This window comes from Kitasatospora sp. NPDC059722 (assembly GCF_042733235.1).
GTDB lineage: Bacteria > Actinomycetota > Actinomycetes > Streptomycetales > Streptomycetaceae > Kitasatospora.
The window spans coordinates 73,265-89,692 of sequence record NZ_JBHWGD010000032.1; the positions used below are offsets into that span (position 1 = coordinate 73,265).

At 71.4% G+C, this 16,428-nt stretch carries 13 protein-coding genes; 10 read left to right on the forward strand and 3 right to left on the reverse strand.

The genetic code is table 11. The annotated features are described in order from the left end of the window. Positions 1–143: 143 nt before the first annotated feature. Positions 144–1,538 (reverse strand): aspartate aminotransferase family protein, encoded by a 1,395-nt coding sequence (locus ACFV4F_RS21435; RefSeq protein ID WP_380443890.1) that lies wholly within the window; start codon positions 1,536–1,538, stop codon positions 144–146. Then, positions 1,535–2,008: an Lrp/AsnC family transcriptional regulator gene (locus ACFV4F_RS21440; RefSeq protein WP_030306695.1), complete on the reverse strand. Its 474-nt coding sequence runs from the start codon at positions 2,006–2,008 to the stop codon at positions 1,535–1,537. Before ACFV4F_RS21440 ends, ACFV4F_RS21435 begins: the two co-directional genes overlap by 4 nt. 299 nt (positions 2,009–2,307) lie before the next feature. Between ACFV4F_RS21440 and ACFV4F_RS21445 the strand changes: the two genes are divergently transcribed. From ACFV4F_RS21445 to ACFV4F_RS21455, 3 genes are all read left to right on the forward strand, one after another. Then, positions 2,308–3,753: a gamma-aminobutyraldehyde dehydrogenase gene (locus tag ACFV4F_RS21445; protein WP_380443892.1), complete on the forward strand. Its 1,446-nt coding sequence runs from the start codon at positions 2,308–2,310 to the stop codon at positions 3,751–3,753. A 215-nt stretch (positions 3,754–3,968) separates the two neighbouring features. Next, entirely contained in the window at positions 3,969–5,327 is a 1,359-nt protein-coding gene (locus ACFV4F_RS21450) for an aspartate aminotransferase family protein (protein ID WP_380443894.1), read from the forward strand. A 69-nt stretch (positions 5,328–5,396) separates the two neighbouring features. After that, complete coding sequence (locus ACFV4F_RS21455) at positions 5,397–6,599, forward strand: spermidine/putrescine ABC transporter substrate-binding protein (RefSeq protein WP_380443896.1); 1,203 nt, start codon at positions 5,397–5,399, stop codon at positions 6,597–6,599. 3 nt (positions 6,600–6,602) lie between these two features. Here ACFV4F_RS21455 and ACFV4F_RS21460 read toward each other — a convergent pair whose 3' ends face one another. Beyond that, positions 6,603–8,255 carry a PucR family transcriptional regulator gene (locus ACFV4F_RS21460; protein ID WP_380504557.1) on the reverse strand — a complete coding sequence of 551 codons (1,653 nt, stop codon included), beginning with the start codon at positions 8,253–8,255 and terminating at the stop codon, positions 6,603–6,605. Positions 8,256–8,536: 281 nt separating this feature from the next. Here ACFV4F_RS21460 and ACFV4F_RS21465 point away from each other — a divergent pair, with 281 nt between their 5' ends. From ACFV4F_RS21465 to ACFV4F_RS21495, 7 genes are all read left to right on the forward strand, one after another. Continuing rightward, a complete protein-coding gene (locus tag ACFV4F_RS21465; protein ID WP_380443900.1) occupies positions 8,537–10,048 on the forward strand; it encodes a gamma-aminobutyraldehyde dehydrogenase in 1,512 nt (503 codons plus the stop codon). Positions 10,049–10,103: 55 nt separating this feature from the next. Beyond that, positions 10,104–11,354 carry a spermidine/putrescine ABC transporter substrate-binding protein gene (locus tag ACFV4F_RS21470; RefSeq protein WP_380499319.1) on the forward strand — a complete coding sequence of 417 codons (1,251 nt, stop codon included), beginning with the start codon at positions 10,104–10,106 and terminating at the stop codon, positions 11,352–11,354. Between the two features lie 43 nt (positions 11,355–11,397). Continuing rightward, entirely contained in the window at positions 11,398–12,537 is a 1,140-nt protein-coding gene (locus ACFV4F_RS21475; protein WP_380504561.1) for an ABC transporter ATP-binding protein, read from the forward strand. A 23-nt stretch (positions 12,538–12,560) separates the two neighbouring features. Next, positions 12,561–13,454: an ABC transporter permease gene (locus ACFV4F_RS21480; RefSeq protein WP_380443924.1), complete on the forward strand. Its 894-nt coding sequence runs from the start codon at positions 12,561–12,563 to the stop codon at positions 13,452–13,454. Then, entirely contained in the window at positions 13,454–14,257 is an 804-nt protein-coding gene (locus ACFV4F_RS21485) for an ABC transporter permease (RefSeq protein WP_380443906.1), read from the forward strand. Before ACFV4F_RS21480 ends, ACFV4F_RS21485 begins: the two co-directional genes overlap by 1 nt. 86 nt (positions 14,258–14,343) lie before the next feature. Continuing rightward, positions 14,344–15,738, forward strand: coding sequence for an NAD(P)/FAD-dependent oxidoreductase (locus ACFV4F_RS21490; protein WP_380504564.1), 1,395 nt, complete (start codon positions 14,344–14,346; stop codon positions 15,736–15,738). A gap of 131 nt (positions 15,739–15,869) precedes the next feature. Next, complete coding sequence (locus ACFV4F_RS21495) at positions 15,870–16,301, forward strand: hypothetical protein (protein ID WP_380499322.1); 432 nt, start codon at positions 15,870–15,872, stop codon at positions 16,299–16,301. Positions 16,302–16,428: the final 127 nt, after the last annotated feature.

The following is a 16,428-nucleotide window of genomic DNA, read 5'->3' on the forward strand; positions in this document are numbered from 1 at the left end:
GCTGACAACCCCCACCATCTGTGCGGTGGGGTCGCCCCCCCCCGCCCCTCCCCCCCCGTGTGGCGCCCCCCCCCCCCCCCCGGGGGGCCGGGGGGGGGGGGGCCCCCCCCCTTCGGCGGAGGGTGGGAAAGAGGATCAGCTGATCAGAGCTTCGCCCACGCGTCGGTGAGGCTGGTCCGCAGGATCTGCTCGATCTCGTCGAAGGTCGACTGGTCGGAGATCAGCGGCGGGGCCAGCTGGACGACCGGGTCGCCGCGGTCGTCGGCGCGGCAGTACAGGCCGTTGTCGAAGAGCGCCTTCGACAGGAAGCCGTAGAGCACGCGCTCGGTCTCCTCGTCGTTGAAGGACTCCTTGGTGACCTTGTCCTTGACGAGCTCGATGCCGTAGAAGTACCCGTTGCCGCGGACGTCGCCGACGATCGGCAGGTCGCGCAGCTTGCTCAGGGTGCCCAGGAAGCGCGACTCGTTGTCCAGCACGTGCTGGTTCAGGCCCTCGCGCTCGAAGATGTCGAGGTTGGCCAGCGCCACGGCGGACGACACCGGGTGACCGGCGAAGGTGTAACCGTGCAGGAAGGTGTTGTCGCCCTTGTAGAACGGCTCGGCGATGCGGTCGGAGATGATCGTCGCGCCGATCGGGGAGTAGCCCGAGGTCATGCCCTTGGCGCAGGTGATCATGTCCGGCACGTAGCCGAACTTGTCGGCGCCGAACATGGTGCCGAGGCGGCCGAAGGCGCAGATGACCTCGTCCGAGACCAGCAGCACGTCGTGGCGGTCGCAGATCTCGCGCAGGCGCTGGAAGTAGCCGGGCGGCGGCGGGAAGCAGCCGCCGGCGTTCTGCACCGGCTCGACGAACACGGCGGCGACGGTGTCGGCGCCCTCGAAGAGGATGGCCTCCTCGACCTGGTCGGCGCACCAGCGGCCGTACGCCTCGGGGTCGACGGTGCCGTCGGGGCCCTCCAGGTAGTGCGGGGCGCGGTAGATGTTGGTGTTCGGGGCCTTGTGGGTGCCCGGCACCAGCGGCTCGAACGGGGCCTTCAGGCCCGGCAGGCCGGTGATCGACAGGGCGCCCTGGGGGGTGCCGTGGTAGGCGATCGCGCGGGAGATGACCTTGTACTTGGTCGGCTTGCCGATCAGCTTGAAGTACTGCTTGGCGAGCTTCCAGGCGGTCTCGACGGCCTCGCCGCCGCCGGTGGAGAAGAAGACCTTGTTCAGGTCGCCCGGGGCGTAGTTGGCGAGGCGCTCGGCCAGTTCGACGGCCTTGGGGTGCGCGTAGCTCCAGATCGGGAAGAACGCGAGTTCCTTGGCCTGCTTGGCGGCCACCTCGGCGAGCTCGGTGCGGCCGTGACCGGCCTGCACGACGAACAGGCCGGCCAGGCCGTCGATGTACTTCCGGCCCTTGTCGTCCCAGATGTACGTGCCCTCGCCCTTGACGATGGTCGGTACGGGGGAGTTCTCGTACGACGACATGCGGGTGAAGTGCATCCACAGGTGGTCGTAGGCGGTCTTGGAAAGGTCCTTCTGGGCCGGGTCGGCTGTCATCGGGTGCCCCAGGTGTAGGTCTGTTTCCGGAGCTTCAGGTAAACGAAACTCTCGGTGCTCCGCACGCCGGGAAGCGCGCGGATGCGCTTGTTGATCATTTCGAGCAGGTGCTCGTCGTCCTCGCAGACCAGTTCGGCCAGGAGGTCGAACGAGCCGGCGGTGCAGACGACGTAGTCGACCTCGTCGAGGGCGGCCAGCGCGTCGGCGACGGGTTCGATGTCGCCCTCGACCCGGATCCCGACCATCGCCTGGCGGGTGAAGCCGACGGTGAGCGGGTCGGTGACGGCGACGATCTGCATCACGCCCTGGTCGAGCAGCTTCTGGACGCGCTGGCGCACGGCCGCCTCGGACAGGCCGACGGCCTTGCCGATGGCGGCGTACGGGCGGCGCCCGTCCTCCTGGAGCTGCTCGATGATCGCCTTGGAGGCGGCGTCGAGGGGAACGCTGGCGTTCCGGTCGCGGTTGGCCACGCCGCAACTGTGCCTGATCGTTCCCGTGTTCGCAACCGTGGAAACTGCTGATTTCGTCGCGATCTCAGAAATCGCGTACGGATTTCATCGTCCGAGTGCGTCGGGGCTGTCGATCCCCTCCGTGTTCCGGCTACCCTGGCACGGTACGCGCGCGGCGACGCAGCGCAGCGCGCGTTCCCCCACCAGTGGACCGCGGCCGTCCGGGCCCGGCCACTCGGCACCCTTCGTACGCCGCGGCCGCGGACGTACCATGGCGCCGGACTCTGCAACGCCGCAGGACCAGACCGAGGAGAGACCCCGTGAGCGACCTTCGCACGCTGCGCAACTACATCAACGGTGAGTTCGTCGACGCGGCCGACGGCCGCACGCTCGACATCGTCGACCCGACGACCGGCGAGGTCTACGCGACGTCCCCGCTGTCCGGTGCAGCGGACGTCGACGCCGCGATGGCCTCGGCCGCCGCCGCCTTCCCGGTCTGGCGCGACGCCACCCCGAGCACCCGCCAGAAGCTGCTCCTGAAGATCGCCGACGCCGTCGAGGCGCGCGCCGACGAGATCGTCGACGCCGAGGTGCGCAACACCGGCAAGCCCCGCGCGCTGACCCTCTCCGAGGAGATCGGCCCGATGGTGGACCAGATCCGCTTCTTCGCCGGCGCCGCGCGCCTGCTGGAGGGCAAGGCCGCCGGTGAGTACATGGACGGGATGACCTCGATCATCCGCCGTGAGCCGGTCGGCGTCTGTGCCCAGGTCGCGCCGTGGAACTACCCGATGATGATGGCCGTCTGGAAGTTCGCCCCGGCGATCGCCGCGGGCAACGCCGTCGTGCTGAAGCCCTCGGACACCACCCCGGCCTCCACCGTGCTGCTGGCCGAGATCATCGGCGGCATCCTCAAGGACCTGGAGCTGCCGGCCGGCGTCTTCAACGTCATCTGCGGCGACCGCGAGACCGGCAAGCTGATGGTCGAGCACCGCACCCCGGCGATGGCCTCCATCACCGGTTCGGTCCGGGCCGGCATCCAGGTCGCGGAGTCGGCCTCCAAGGACGTCAAGCGCGTGCACCTGGAGCTGGGCGGCAAGGCCCCGGTCGTGGTGTTCGAGGACGCCGACATCGCCGAGGCCGTCGAGGGCATCTCGGTGGCGGGCTTCTTCAACGCCGGCCAGGACTGCACCGCGGCCACCCGCGTGCTGGTGCACGACTCGATCCACGACGCCTTCGTCGAGGCGCTGGCGAAGGCCGCGGCCGAGACCAAGACCGGCGGCGTGGACGACGAGGACGTGCTGTACGGCCCGCTGAACAACGCCAACCAGCTGAAGCAGGTGGCCGGCTTCATCGAGCGGCTGCCCGCCCACGCCAAGGTCGAGACCGGTGGCCACCGGGTCGGCGAGCAGGGCTACTTCTACGCCCCGACCGTCGTCTCCGGCCTCAAGCAGGACGACGAGATCATCCAGAACGAGGTCTTCGGCCCGGTCATCACCGTGCAGCGGTTCACCGACGAGGACCAGGCCGTCGAGTACGCCAACGGCGTCGAGTTCGCGCTGGCGTCCTCGGTGTGGACCAAGGACCACGCCCGCGCCATGCGGATGTCGCGCCGCCTGGACTTCGGCTGCGTGTGGATCAACACCCACATCCCGCTGGTCGCCGAGATGCCGCACGGCGGCTTCAAGAAGTCCGGCTACGGCAAGGACCTCTCGGCCTACGGCTTCGAGGACTACACCCGGGTGAAGCACGTCATGACCGCGATCTGAGCGGGTCATGACCGTCGGGCGCAGGATGACCGCGATCTGAGCGGGTCATGACCGTCGGGCGCAGGATGACCGCCATCTGATCGTTGGTATGAACTGACATGAGGCCCGGGTCGATTCGACCCGGGCCCTGTGTCTTTGCACCCTGTCGGCCGTTCGCGTGACCGACTGACAAGATGAAACTGCACTTCGGGCACCGGACTCCCTAGCCTTGCCGCATGAGCATCCCCACCGCTGACTCAGCCGCAGGCCAGGCCGTCAAGGCCGCCGACCGCGCGCACGTCTTCCACTCGTGGTCCGCCCAGGCGCTGATCGACCCCCTCGCGGTGGCCGGCGCCGAGGGCTCGTACTTCTGGGACTACGAGGGGAACCGCTACCTCGACTTCTCCTCGCAGCTGGTGAACACCAACATCGGGCACCAGCACCCGAAGGTGGTCGCCGCGATCCAGGAGCAGGCGGCGAAGCTCTGCACGCTCGCGCCCGGCTTCGCGGTCGAGCCGCGCAGCGAGGCCGCCCGGCTGATCGCCGAGCGCACCCCCGGCGACCTGGACAAGATCTTCTTCACCAACGGCGGCGCCGAGGCCAACGAGAACGCCATCCGGCTGGCCCGGCTGCACACCGGCCGGCAGAAGGTGCTCTCCACCTACCGCTCGTACCACGGCGCCACCGCCAACGCGATCGCCCTCACCGGCGACCCGCGCCGCTGGGCCAACGACACCGGCGTCTCCGGCGTGGTGCACTTCTGGGGCCCGTACGCCTACCGCTCCAACTTCCACGCCGAGAACGAGGCGCAGGAGTGCGAGCGCGCGCTGGAGCACCTGGAGCAGGTGATCGCGTTCGAGGGGCCGGGCACGGTCGCGGCCGTCATCCTGGAGACCGTGGTCGGCACCGCGGGCATCCTGATCCCGCCGCCGGGCTACCTCGCCGGGGTGCGGGAGATCTGCGACCGCTACGGGATCGTGTTCATCCTCGACGAGGTGATGGCGGGCTTCGGCCGCACCGGCGAGTGGTTCGCCGCCGACCATTGGGGCGTCACCCCGGACCTGCTGACCTTCGCCAAGGGCGTCAACTCCGGCTACGTGCCGCTCGGCGGCGTGGCGATCAGCGCCGCGATCGCCGCCGACTTCGACGAGCGGCCCTTCCCCGGCGGGCTCACCTACTCCGGCCACCCGCTGGCCTGCGCCTCCGCCGTCGCGACCATCAACGCGATGGCCGAGGAGCGCATCGTCGAGCACGCCAAGCACATCGGCGAGACCGTGCTCGGCCCCGGCCTGCGCGAGCTGGCCGATCGGCACCCCTCGATCGGCGAGGTGCGCGGCCTCGGCGTGTTCTGGGCGCTGGACCTGGTCAAGAACCGCGAGACCCGCGAGCCGCTGGTGCCCTACAACGCCGCCGGCGCCGCCAACGCGCCGATGGGCGAACTGGCCGCCGCCTGCAAGCAGCGCGGGCTCTGGCCGTTCGTCAACATGAACCGCTTCCACGTCGTCCCCCCGTGCACCGTCACGGAGGAGGAGGCCAAGACCGGCCTCGCGGTGCTCGACGAGGTGCTGTCGCTCGCCGACGCGCACACTGTCTGACGTAACGAATCGGACGGCCCCGGGTGCCTCGGTGCGCCCGGGGCCGTCCCACGCTCCGGAGGCCCCACCATGCCCAGCACCACCACGTCCCGACGTCCGTTGAACCCCCGTGCGCTGCGCCGACGTTCGGTGCTCGGCGGCGGGGCCGCGCTGCTCGGTGCCGGCGCGCTGAGCGGCTGCGGGATCCCGTCCGCGTACGTGGCCGAGGACCGCCGCTCGGCGCCGGACCGCTCGGAGACCGACCGGCGGATGGCGTTCTCCAACTGGACGCAGTACATCGACGTCGACGACCGGGGACGGCGGCCGACGCTCGACGCCTTCACCGAGAAGACCGGGATCGCGGTCACCTACACCGAGGACATCAACGACAACGACGAGTTCTTCGGCAAGATCAGCCCGGTGCTCACCGAGGGCGCCGACCCGGGCCGGGACCTCATGGTGATCAGCGACTGGATGGCCGGGCGGTACGTCTCGCTCGGCTGGGTGCAGGCCATGGACCGGGCCAACCTGCCCAACGTCACGGCCAACCTGGACCCGCAGCTCGCCCGGCCGGCCTTCGACCCCGGGCGCCGGCGCAGCGTGCCCTGGCAGTCCGGGATCACCGGCATCGCGTACAACCGCAAGGCGATCGGCCGCGAGCTCGGGTCGACGGCGGACCTGTGGGCGCCCGACCTCAAGGGCCGGGTGACGCTGTTCGCCGGGCTGGACGAGGCGCTCGGGCTGCTCATGCTCTCCCAGGGCGCCGACGTCTCCCGGTTCACCGACGACGACGCGCACCGCGCGATGGACCTCGTGCAGAAGATGGTCGACAACGGCCACGTCCGCCGCTTCACCGGCAACGACTACACCGGCGACCTCGCCTCCGGCGCCGCGCTCGCCTGCCAGGCGTACTCCGGCGACGCCGTCCAGCTCACCGCCGAGAACCCGGACATCGCGTTCCTCGTGCCGGAGGAGGGCGCCGAGCTGTGGGCGGAGAGCCTGATGATCCCCAACCGGGCGGAGCACAAGCGCAACGCCGAGCTGCTGATCGACTACTACTACCAGCCCGAGGTCGCCGCGCAGCTCGCCGCCGCCGTCCAGTACATCTGCCCGGTGCCGGCCGCGCGCGAGGTCCTCGCGGCGAGCGGTGACAAGGACAAGGCCGAGCTGGCGGAGAACCCGCTGGTCTTCCCCACCGACGAGATGCGCGCCCGGCTGCGCACCATGCGCGACGTGACCTCGGCCGAGCGGCCCGCGCTGCACAAGGTCTGGGGGCGCATCACCGGGGTCTGAGGTTCACCGGCGGACGGCGTCGAGGGCGAGCAGCGCCACGTGCAGGGAGAGGCAGGACTCCACCTGGTCGAGGTCGACGCCGAGGATCCGCTCGACCTTGTGCAGCCGGTCGTAGAAGGACGGCCGGGACAGGTGCGCGGCGTCGGCCGCGGCGGACTTGTTCCGGCCCTGCTCCAGGTAGATCCGCAGCATCCGCACCAACTGGCCGTTGTGCTCGGCGTCGTGGGCGAGCAGCGGGCCCAGCTCCCGCTCGACGTAGGTCTGCAGGCGGGCGTCGTCGCGCAGGAGGTGCAGGAGGCCGCGCAGGCGCACGTCGGGCAGCCGGTAGTAGGACGACGTCCGGGCGCCCGGCGCGTCGTGCAGGGCCGCGTCGGCGACCTGGGTGGCCTCCAGGAGGGTGCGCCGGGCGTCGCGGACCGAGCCGACCGAGGAGCCGACCGCGACCACCGGTTCCGGCCCGGGGCCGGCGTCGCGCGCGGCCTCCGCCGCCATCCGGCGCAGCGCGGCCGAGAAGGCGTCCAGCGCGGCGTGCTCGTCCTGCTGCGTGCCGAGGGCGATCAGGACGCCGACGCCCTCGTCGTCCAGCGCGCCGACCAGGGCCGACAGCCGGCAGGCCCGGACGGCGCCGGCGGCCAGCTCGGTGAAGTCGCGCAGCCGGGCCTGCGCCTCCAGGGCGGCCGGGATCGGCCCGCGCCGCTGCCGCAGCACGACGCCGACCAGCCGGCGGCCCTCCAGCGGGACGCCGAGCGCCTGGGCGCGCAGGGCGGCCTCGGAGACGGTGAGCGCGTGGGTGAGGATGCCGGACAGCAGGGTGCGGTGGGTCTGCCGCTCCAGGCTCTCCCGGTCGCGCACCACGAGCCGGTTGAGCGCGAGGGCGGAGGCGCCGCGCTCCAGCAGCATGGCGTGCGGGTGCGCCTCGCCGGCGGGCAGTGCGCCGGGCTCCTGGACGAGCACGAGCCGGCCCCAGTCCTGGCCGCGCGCGCCGACCGTGGTCACCAGCCAGCCGCTGCGCGGGTCGTGGCCGGTGCGGCCGGGCGGGCGCACCCCGCGCGAGCGGCGCTCCCAGTCCTCCAGCAGTTCGGCCTCGGGGCGGCCGGCGGCGTCGTGTGCGAGCACCTGGTGGGCGAGGTTCTCCAGGACGACGGGTGCGCCGGCGATCCGGGCCACCTGGCGGATGACCTCGGGGGGTTCGGCGCCCTCGACGACCAGCTCGTTGAACACCTGGTGGACGGCCTCGGAGGCGCGCAGCTGGTCGAGCTGGGCGTTGACGACCAGGGCGTGGACGGCCTCGGTGACGGCGACGAAGCGCAGTTCGCGGCGCAGTGCGATCAGCGGCAGGCCGCGCTGTTCGGCGGCGTGCACCAGGGCGCGGGGGAGCGTGTCGAAGTAGCGCCGGCCGAACTCGATGACCAGCCCGGCGACGCCGACGTCGGCCAGCTCGCGGACGTAGCGGGCGAGTCCGTCGCGGTCCTCGGGCAGCGCGATGCCGGTGGTGAGGACCAGCTCGCCGCCGCGCAGCATCCCGGCGACGTCGGGCAGCTCGCTGACGTGGACCCAGCGGACCGGCCGCTCCAGGTGGTCGGCGCCGGCGACGACCTGGGGCAGGCCGCGCCGCATCACCTCCAGGTCGAGCACGCGGGCGACGGTGGGGAGCATCGCGAGGGCCTCCAGAGCTCCTAGGGGATCCACAGTGTCAGGTAAATCATCCTGCTCACGACGAACTGTTGGGCTGTTCGGCACCTTGCAGGTTGTAAGGCCCTTCGTGTCGAGACTGTCGGAGTGACCCTTGTCACGCCGTCGCGGCAGCGGGCATGGTCAGCGGGTCGGCTGTGGCGAAGATCCGGACACCGGAATCCGTCGCGTCAGCAGGAAAGAGGCAGTGGAATCCCCTGCCCGGGGAACGTCGCACTGCCGGAACCGGCACTTGGAGGAACCAGATGGACCTGACCGACTTCGGCGCCGGCGCGCAGTACATCGCCGGCCGGCAGAGCCGGGGGAGCGGCGGGCCTTTCCAGGTCGTCAACCCCGCGGACGGCAGCGTGGTCGAACAGGTCGCCCTGGCCACCACCGCGGAGGTCGACGCGGCCGTGGCCGCCGCCCGGGCCGCGCTGCCCGGCTGGGCCGCCGCGACCCCCGGCGCCCGCGCCGAGGCGCTGAACCGGCTGGCCGCCGTCCTCACCCGGGCCGGCGACGACCTCGCCCGGGTGGAGACCGCGCAGACCGGCAAGCCCGTCCGGCTGGCCACCGAGTTCGACGTGCCCGGCACCATCGACAACGCCGCCTTCTTCGCCGGGGCCGCCCGCAACCTGGAGGGCAAGGCGGCCGGCGAGTACTCCGGCGACCACACCTCCTACGTGCGGCGCGAGCCGGTCGGCGTCGTCGGCTCGATCTCGCCGTGGAACTACCCGCTGCAGATGGCCGCCTGGAAGGTCCTCCCGGCGATCGCGGCCGGCAACACGATCGTGCTCAAGCCGGCCGAGCTGACGCCGCTGACCTCGCTGATGTTCGCGAAGGCGTGCACCGAGGCCGGCATCCCCGACGGCGTCGTCAACGTCGTCACCGGTGCCGGGCGCACGGCCGGCGAGCACCTCGTCTCCCACCCGGACGTCGCGATGGTGTCCTTCACCGGCTCCACCGCGGTCGGGCGCAGGGTCGCCGAACTCGCCGTCGCGGGCGTCAAGCGCACCCACCTCGAACTCGGCGGCAAGGCCCCGTTCGTGGTCTTCGACGACGCCGACCTCGACGCCGCCGTGCACGGCGCGGTCGCCGCGTCGCTGATCAACGGCGGCCAGGACTGCACCGCCGCGACCCGCGCCTACGTCCAGCGCCCCCTGTACGACGCGTTCGTGGCCGGCGTGGCCGAGCTGTACGCCGCCGTGCGCGTCGGCAACCCGCTGGACCCCCGCACGGACCTCGGCCCGCTGGTCTCCTACACCCACCGGGACCGCGTGGCTGGCTTCGTCGAGCGCGCCCGCGCGTACGCCACCGTCGTCACCGGCGGCCGGCTCCCCGTGAAGGGCCACGACGGCACCGACCTCGCCCGCGGCGCCTACTACCCGCCCACCCTCGTCACGGACGCCGCCCAGGACAGCGAGATCGTGCAGGGCGAGGTCTTCGGCCCGGTGCTCGTCGTGCTGCCCTTCGACACCGACGACGAGGGCCTGCGGCTGGCCAACGACACCCCCTACGGCCTGGCCGCCTCCGCCTGGACCACCAACGTCCACCGCTCGCTGCGCGCCACCCGGGAGATCGCCGCCGGGTGCGTGTGGGTCAACGACCACATCCCGATCATCAGCGAGATGCCGCACGGCGGCTACAAGGCCTCCGGCTACGGCAAGGACATGTCCCAGTACTCGCTGGACGAGTACACGCAGGTCAAGCACGTCATGTTCGACACCACCGCGGTGGCCCGCAAGGACTGGCACCGCACCGTCTTCGGCGACAGATGACCCCCGGCCGGCGGGTGCCCCCCACACCCCCGACTTCCCCCAGGAGGCCCGTTCCATGGCGTTCAACGAGCTCACCGACGGTCTGCCCGAACCGGTCCGAAGGGCCTGGGAACGCAGCCTGACCAGCGGCAGGGCCGCGATCGGCCGCCGCACCCTGCTGCGCGCCGCCGCGCTGACCGCCGGGGCCGGCACCCTGGCCGCCTGCGGCATCCCGGCCGCTCCCCGGGTGAGCGGCGATTCGAGCGCCAACGCGGCCGAGGACCACTCGGCCGGCGAGAAGGAGGTCGCGTTCTCCAACTGGCCGCTCTACGTGGACACCGACGAGAAGGACAAGCAGAAGCACGGCACCCTGGACGCCTTCACCGCGGCCACCGGGATCACGGTCAAGTACACCGAGGACGTCAACGACAACGTCGAGTTCTTCGGCAAGATCAAGCCGCAGCTGGCGTCCGGCCAGGACACCGGCCGCGACCTGGTGGTGCTCACCGACTGGATGTGCGGCCGGCTGATCCGGCTCGGCTGGGCGCAGAAGCTGGACCCGGCCAACGTCACCACCGCCATCACCAACGTCGAGGCGCGCTTCCGCGCCCCCGACTGGGACCCGGGGCGGCTCTACACCTACCCGTGGGCCGGCATCCAGGTCGTCGTCGCCTACAACAAGAAGGCCACCAAGGGGAAGGAGGTCACGAGCGTCTCCCAGCTGCTCGACGACCCCGAGCTCAAGGGCCGGGTGACCTTCCTGTCCGAGATGCGCGACACGATCGGGATGGTCCTGCTCGACATGGGCAAGGACCCGGCGAAGTTCACCGCCGACGACTACGGCGCCGCGATCGCCCGGCTGCAGAAGGGCGTCGACGACAAGCAGATCCGCCGCTTCACCGGCAACGACTACGGCCAGGAGCTCTCCTCCGGCGACATCGCCGCGTGCGTCGCGTGGGGCGGCGACCTGATCCAACTGCGCGCCGACAACCCGGACATCGAGTTCGTCATCCCCGAGAAGGGCTACGTCGCCTCGACCGACAACCTGCTGGTCCCGGCCAGGGCGCGGCACAAGGCGAACGCGGAGAAGCTGATCGACTTCTACTATCAGCCCAAGATCGCGGCGCAGCTGGTCGCGGGCATCGGCTACGTCTCGGCCGTCACCGGGATGAAGGACGAGCTCGCCACGCTCGCCCCGGACACCGCGGCCAACCCGCTGGTCGTCCCCACCCCCGAGATGGCGACGAAGGCGCACGTGTTCCGCACCCTCACCGAGGGCGAGGAGAGCGACTTCGAGGAGAAGTTCTCCAAGCTCATCGGTGCCTGACCAGCCCCCGGCCGAGACCGCAGAAACCAGGAAGACACCCCAGATGACAGACCAGCAGCGCGACGCGGCCGGCGGCGACGTCCGCCTCACCGGCATCGGCAAGACCTACGGCTCCTTCACCGCCGTCCACCCGCTCGACCTGACCGTGCCCCAGGGCTCCTTCTTCGCCCTGCTCGGCGCCTCCGGCTGCGGCAAGACCACCACCCTGCGCATGATCGCCGGGCTGGAGGAGCCCACCGGCGGCACCGTCCTGATCGGCGGCCAGGACGTCACCGCCCTGCCCCCGTACAAGCGGCCGGTCAACACGGTCTTCCAGAGCTACGCGCTCTTCCCGCACCTCGACATCTTCGAGAACGTCGCCTTCGGCCTGCGGCGGCGCGGGAAGAAGGACGTGAAGAAGCAGGTCGAGGAGATGCTCGAACTCGTCGAACTCGGCCCGTACGCGCGGCGCAAGCCGCACCAGCTCTCCGGCGGCCAGCAGCAGCGCGTCGCCGTCGCCCGCGCCCTGATCAACCACCCGCAGGTGCTGCTCCTCGACGAGCCGCTCGGCGCCCTCGACCTCAAGCTCCGCCGCCAGATGCAGCTGGAGCTCAAGCGGATCCAGACCGAGGTCGGCATCACCTTCGTCCACGTCACCCACGACCAGGAGGAGGCCATGACGATGGCCGACACCATCGCGGTGATGAACGGCGGCCGGGTCGAACAACTCGGCGCCCCCGCCGACCTGTACGAGAACCCCGCCACCACCTTCGTGGCCAACTTCCTCGGGCAGTCCAACCTGCTGCCCGCCGAGGTGACCGGCAGCGAGGGCGGCGACCTGCTGCTCACCGTGGCCGGCGCCCGGCTCGCCGTGCCGAAGGCGCGCTGCTCCACCGGCTCCCGGCAGGTCCACCTCGGCGTCCGGCCCGAGAAGATCACCATCGAGCACGGCTCGGCCGAGGTCGCCGACGGCCGCAACCGGCTGGCCGGCACCGTCCTCGACTCCAGCTTCATCGGCGTCTCCACCCAGTACGTCGTGCGCACCGACGGCGGCCAGGAGGTGACGGTCTTCGAGCAGAACATGGAGCGCGACGCCCGGATCGTGCCCGGCGCCCCCGTCGTCCTGCACTGGAACCCGGCCCACTCCTTCGCGCTGGACGCCGCGCAGGCGATCGACGCGGGCACCGCGGAGGAGGCCGCGTGACCGCCACCACCCCGGCCGCCGCGATCCCGCTGAAGGAACCCGGACCGAAGCCGAAGCGCAAGCTCACCCCGTACTGGCTGCTGCTGCCCGGCATCGCCTGGCTGGTCGTCTTCTTCGCCGTGCCGATGCTGTACCAGGCGTCCACCTCGCTGCAGACCGGTTCGCTCGAAGCGGGCTTCAAGGTCACCTGGCACGTCTCGACGTACTGGGACGCCCTGGTCGAGTACAAGTGGCACTTCGTCCGCTCGTTCTCCTACGCCGCCGTCGCCACCGTGCTCTGCCTGGCCATCGGCTACCCGCTCGCCTACACGATCGCGTTCAAGGCGAGCCGGCGGTGGCGCAACGTCATCCTGATCCTGGTGATCGCGCCGTTCTTCACCAGCTTCCTGATCCGCACGCTCGCCTGGAAGACGATCCTGTCCGACGGCGGCCCGGTCGTCGGCGCGCTGAACACGCTGCACGTCCTGGACGTCACCAACGCGCTCGGGCTCACCTCCGGCGACCGGGTGCTGGCCACGCCGCTCGCCGTGGTCTGCGGCCTGACCTACAACTTCCTGCCGTTCATGATCCTCCCGCTGTACACCTCGCTGGAGCGGATCGACCCGCGCCTGCACGAGGCCGCCGGCGACCTGTACGCCCGGCCGTTCACCACCTTCCGCAAGGTGACCTTCCCGATCTCGCTGCCGGGTGTCGTCGCGGGCACGCTGCTCACCTTCATCCCGGCGTCCGGCGACTACATCAACGCGCAGCTGCTGGGCTCGCCGAGCGAGCAGATGGTCGGCAACGGCATCCAGAAGCAGTTCCTGAACGTGCTCGACTACCCGACGGCCGCCGCGCTGAGCTTCATCCTGATGGCGCTGATCCTGGTCATGGTGACGGTCTACATGCGCAAGGCCGGGACGGAGGAGCTGGTCTGATGTCCCGCATCTTCAAGTGGATCCGCGCCCACCTGGTCGTGCTGGCCGGGCTGGCGGCGCTCGCCTACCTGGTGCTGCCGAACCTCGTGGTGCTCGCGTTCTCGTTCAACAAGCCGGTGGGCAAGTTCAACTACGAGTGGAACGAGTTCTCCACCGACGCCTGGACCAACCCCTGCGGCGTGGCCGACATGTGCCAGTCGCTCTCGCTGAGCCTGCGGATTGCGGTGCTCGCCACCATCGGTGCGACCGTCCTCGGCACCATGGTCGCCTTCGCCCTGGCCCGCCACCGCTTCCGCGGCCGCGCCGCCACCACGGCGATGATCTTCCTGCCGATGGCCATGCCCGAGGTCGTCATGGCCGCCTCGCTCGGCACGCTCTTCCTCAACATGCGCATCCCGTTCGGCTTCACCACGATCCTCATCGCGCACATCATGTTCTGCCTCAGCTTCGTGGTGACGGCGGTCAAGGCGCGCGTGATGAGCATGGACCCGCGGCTCGAACAGGCCGCCCAGGACCTCTACGCGACCCCCGTCCAGACCTTCCTCCGGGTCACGCTGCCGCTGGCCGCCCCCGGCATCGCGGCGGGCGCGCTGCTCAGCTTCGCGCTCTCCTTCGACGACTTCATCATCACCCAGTTCAACTCGGGCCCGACCACGGTCACCTTCCCGATGTTCGTCTGGGGCGCCTCGCAGCGCGGCATCCCGGTGCAGGTGAACGTCATCGGCACCGCGATGTTCATCGCCGCCGTCGCGCTGACCGTCGGCGGGCAGTGGCTCGGCAACCGCCGCAAGGCCGCCGCCTGACGCGGCAAGGGCCACCGCCTGACGTAGATTCGGACCGCGGTGGCCCGTCAAACCATCACCTATCCGTGGAAAGTGGCTGATAATGCATGGACTCCGCCCGCGCACTCAGTGACGCCAGCCCCACCCCCTTCTGGCTGGAGGACCCGGGCCGGCCCGCGGCGCAGCCCGCCCTGGTCGGCGACACCGTCTGCGACCTCCTGGTCGTCGGCGGCGGCTACTCCGGCCTGTGGACCGCGCTCATCGCCAAGGAGCGCGACCCCTCGCTGGACGTCGTCCTGGTCGAGGGGCAGGAGGTCGGGTGGGCCGCGTCCGGGCGCAACGGCGGGTTCTGCGCGGCCAGCCTCACCCACGGCTTCGGCAACGGCCTGCAGCGCTGGCCCGCCGAGCTCGCGCAGCTGGAACGCCTCGGCGCCGCCAACCTCGACGGCATCGAGGACACCCTCAAGCGCTACGGCATCGACGCCGAGTGGGAGCGCACCGGCGAGATCGACATCGCCACCCAGCCCCACCAGGTCGAGGAACTGCACGAGATCGCCGAGGCCGTGCGCGCGCACGGCCTCGACCTCACCGTCCTCGACGCCGACGCGCTGCGCGCCGAGGTGGACTCGCCGACCTTCCTCGGCGGGCTCTGGGACCGCGAGGGCGTGGCCATGGTCCACCCCGCCAAGCTCGCGTGGGGCCTCAAGGAGGCCTGCCTCGGCCAGGGCGTGCGGATCTTCGAGCACACCCGGGCCACCGACCTGCGCGAGTACGGCAGCGGCACGGCCGTCCGCACCCCGTACGGCCGGGTGTTCGCGCGCCGGGTCGCCCTCGGTACCAACGCGTTCCCGTCGCTGGTCAAGCGCGTGCGTCCGTACGTCGTCCCGGTGTACGACTACGCGCTCATGACCGAGCCGCTCAGCGCGGAGCAACTCGCCGCGATCGGCTGGAGCGGGCGGCAGGGGCTCAGCGACAGCGCCAACAAGTTCCACTACTTCCGGCTCACCGCCGACAACCGCATCCTGTGGGGCGGCTACGACGCGGTCTACCACTACGGCGGACACGTCCGGCACGAGTACGACCAGCGGCCGGAGACCTTCCGGACCCTGGCGCACAACTTCTTCCGCTGCTTCCCGCAGCTGGAGGGCCTGCGCTTCACGAACGCGTGGGGCGGCGCCATCGACACCTGCAGCCGGTTCTCGGCGTTCTTCGACACCGCGTACGGCGGCCGGGTCGCCTACGCGGCCGGCTACACCGGGCTCGGCGTCGGGGCCACCCGCTTCGGCGCCGAGGTGATGCTCGACCTGCTCGCGGGCGAGCGCACCGAGCGCACCTCGCTGGAGATGGTGCGCCGCAAGCCGCTGCCGTTCCCGCCCGAGCCGGTCCGCTGGGCCGGCATCGAGATCACCACCCGCTCGCTGCAGCGCGCCGACCGCAACGGCGGACACCGCAACCTGTGGCTGCGCACGTTGGACCGATTGGGGCTCGGTTTCGACAGCTGACCCCGGCATCCACGGTTTTCCGCCCGAGTCGGTGTAAGAGAGACCCGCCGTCCACCTCTCCTTGGTGGCGGCGGGTCTCGGCATCCCCGCCGCGCCCTGAACGGTACGAGCGGCACGAAGCGGGGACAGACATGGAGAGCACCGGACTGCACTGGCTCGCCCAGGCGGCACCCGACCCGGAGGGCTTCCGGGCGCAGTGGGAACGCACCGGGCTGGGCCTGATGCTGCTGCCCGCCGGCCGCCGCTGGGACGTCCTGTCCGTCCCGGCCAGGCTCGGGCGCCCGGCCCTGGACATCCTCGACGGCGGCTTCTGCGGGCCGGCCCTCGCCGACTTCGGGGACGAGCACGTCAGCTTCCTCGTCCCCGTCGGCACCGCCGCCCGCTGGGTCGGCACCGGCGTGCGGTGCGCGGGGGAGGGCACCTGGATCGTCGTCCCGCACCCCGAGCGCAGCAGCCGGGGGGTGCGCTGGCTGGTCCCGCCCGACGGGTCCGGACGGCTCAACGACCCGGTGCTGCTGGAGCTGGCCCTCCACGAGGCCGCCGCGGACCTCAGCGACTGGTGACGGGTGCCGCCCGGCCGCGCCCCGCCCCCCCCGGGGGGGGGGGGGGGGGGCGGCCGCGCCCGAACGGGGGGGGGGACACCCCCCCCGCCGCGCAGGGCCCCGGCCGCCGACGCGGGCCGGCGCCGCG

Bases quoted from the DNA above. Each gene is read 5' to 3' on its own strand.
- ACFV4F_RS21435 (WP_380443890.1), bottom strand. From the start codon at position 1,538: ATGACAGCCGACCCGGCCCAGAAGGACCTTTCCAAGACCGCCTACGAC.
- ACFV4F_RS21450 (WP_380443894.1), top strand. From the start codon at position 3,969: ATGAGCATCCCCACCGCTGACTCAGCCGCAGGCCAGGCCGTCAAGGCC.
- ACFV4F_RS21455 (WP_380443896.1), top strand. From the start codon at position 5,397: ATGCCCAGCACCACCACGTCCCGACGTCCGTTGAACCCCCGTGCGCTG.
- ACFV4F_RS21460 (WP_380504557.1), bottom strand. From the start codon at position 8,255: ATGCTCCCCACCGTCGCCCGCGTGCTCGACCTGGAGGTGATGCGGCGC.
- ACFV4F_RS21465 (WP_380443900.1), top strand. From the start codon at position 8,537: ATGGACCTGACCGACTTCGGCGCCGGCGCGCAGTACATCGCCGGCCGG.
- ACFV4F_RS21470 (WP_380499319.1), top strand. From the start codon at position 10,104: ATGGCGTTCAACGAGCTCACCGACGGTCTGCCCGAACCGGTCCGAAGG.
- ACFV4F_RS21475 (WP_380504561.1), top strand. From the start codon at position 11,398: ATGACAGACCAGCAGCGCGACGCGGCCGGCGGCGACGTCCGCCTCACC.
- ACFV4F_RS21485 (WP_380443906.1), top strand. From the start codon at position 13,454: ATGTCCCGCATCTTCAAGTGGATCCGCGCCCACCTGGTCGTGCTGGCC.
- ACFV4F_RS21490 (WP_380504564.1), top strand. From the start codon at position 14,344: ATGGACTCCGCCCGCGCACTCAGTGACGCCAGCCCCACCCCCTTCTGG.
- ACFV4F_RS21495 (WP_380499322.1), top strand. From the start codon at position 15,870: ATGGAGAGCACCGGACTGCACTGGCTCGCCCAGGCGGCACCCGACCCG.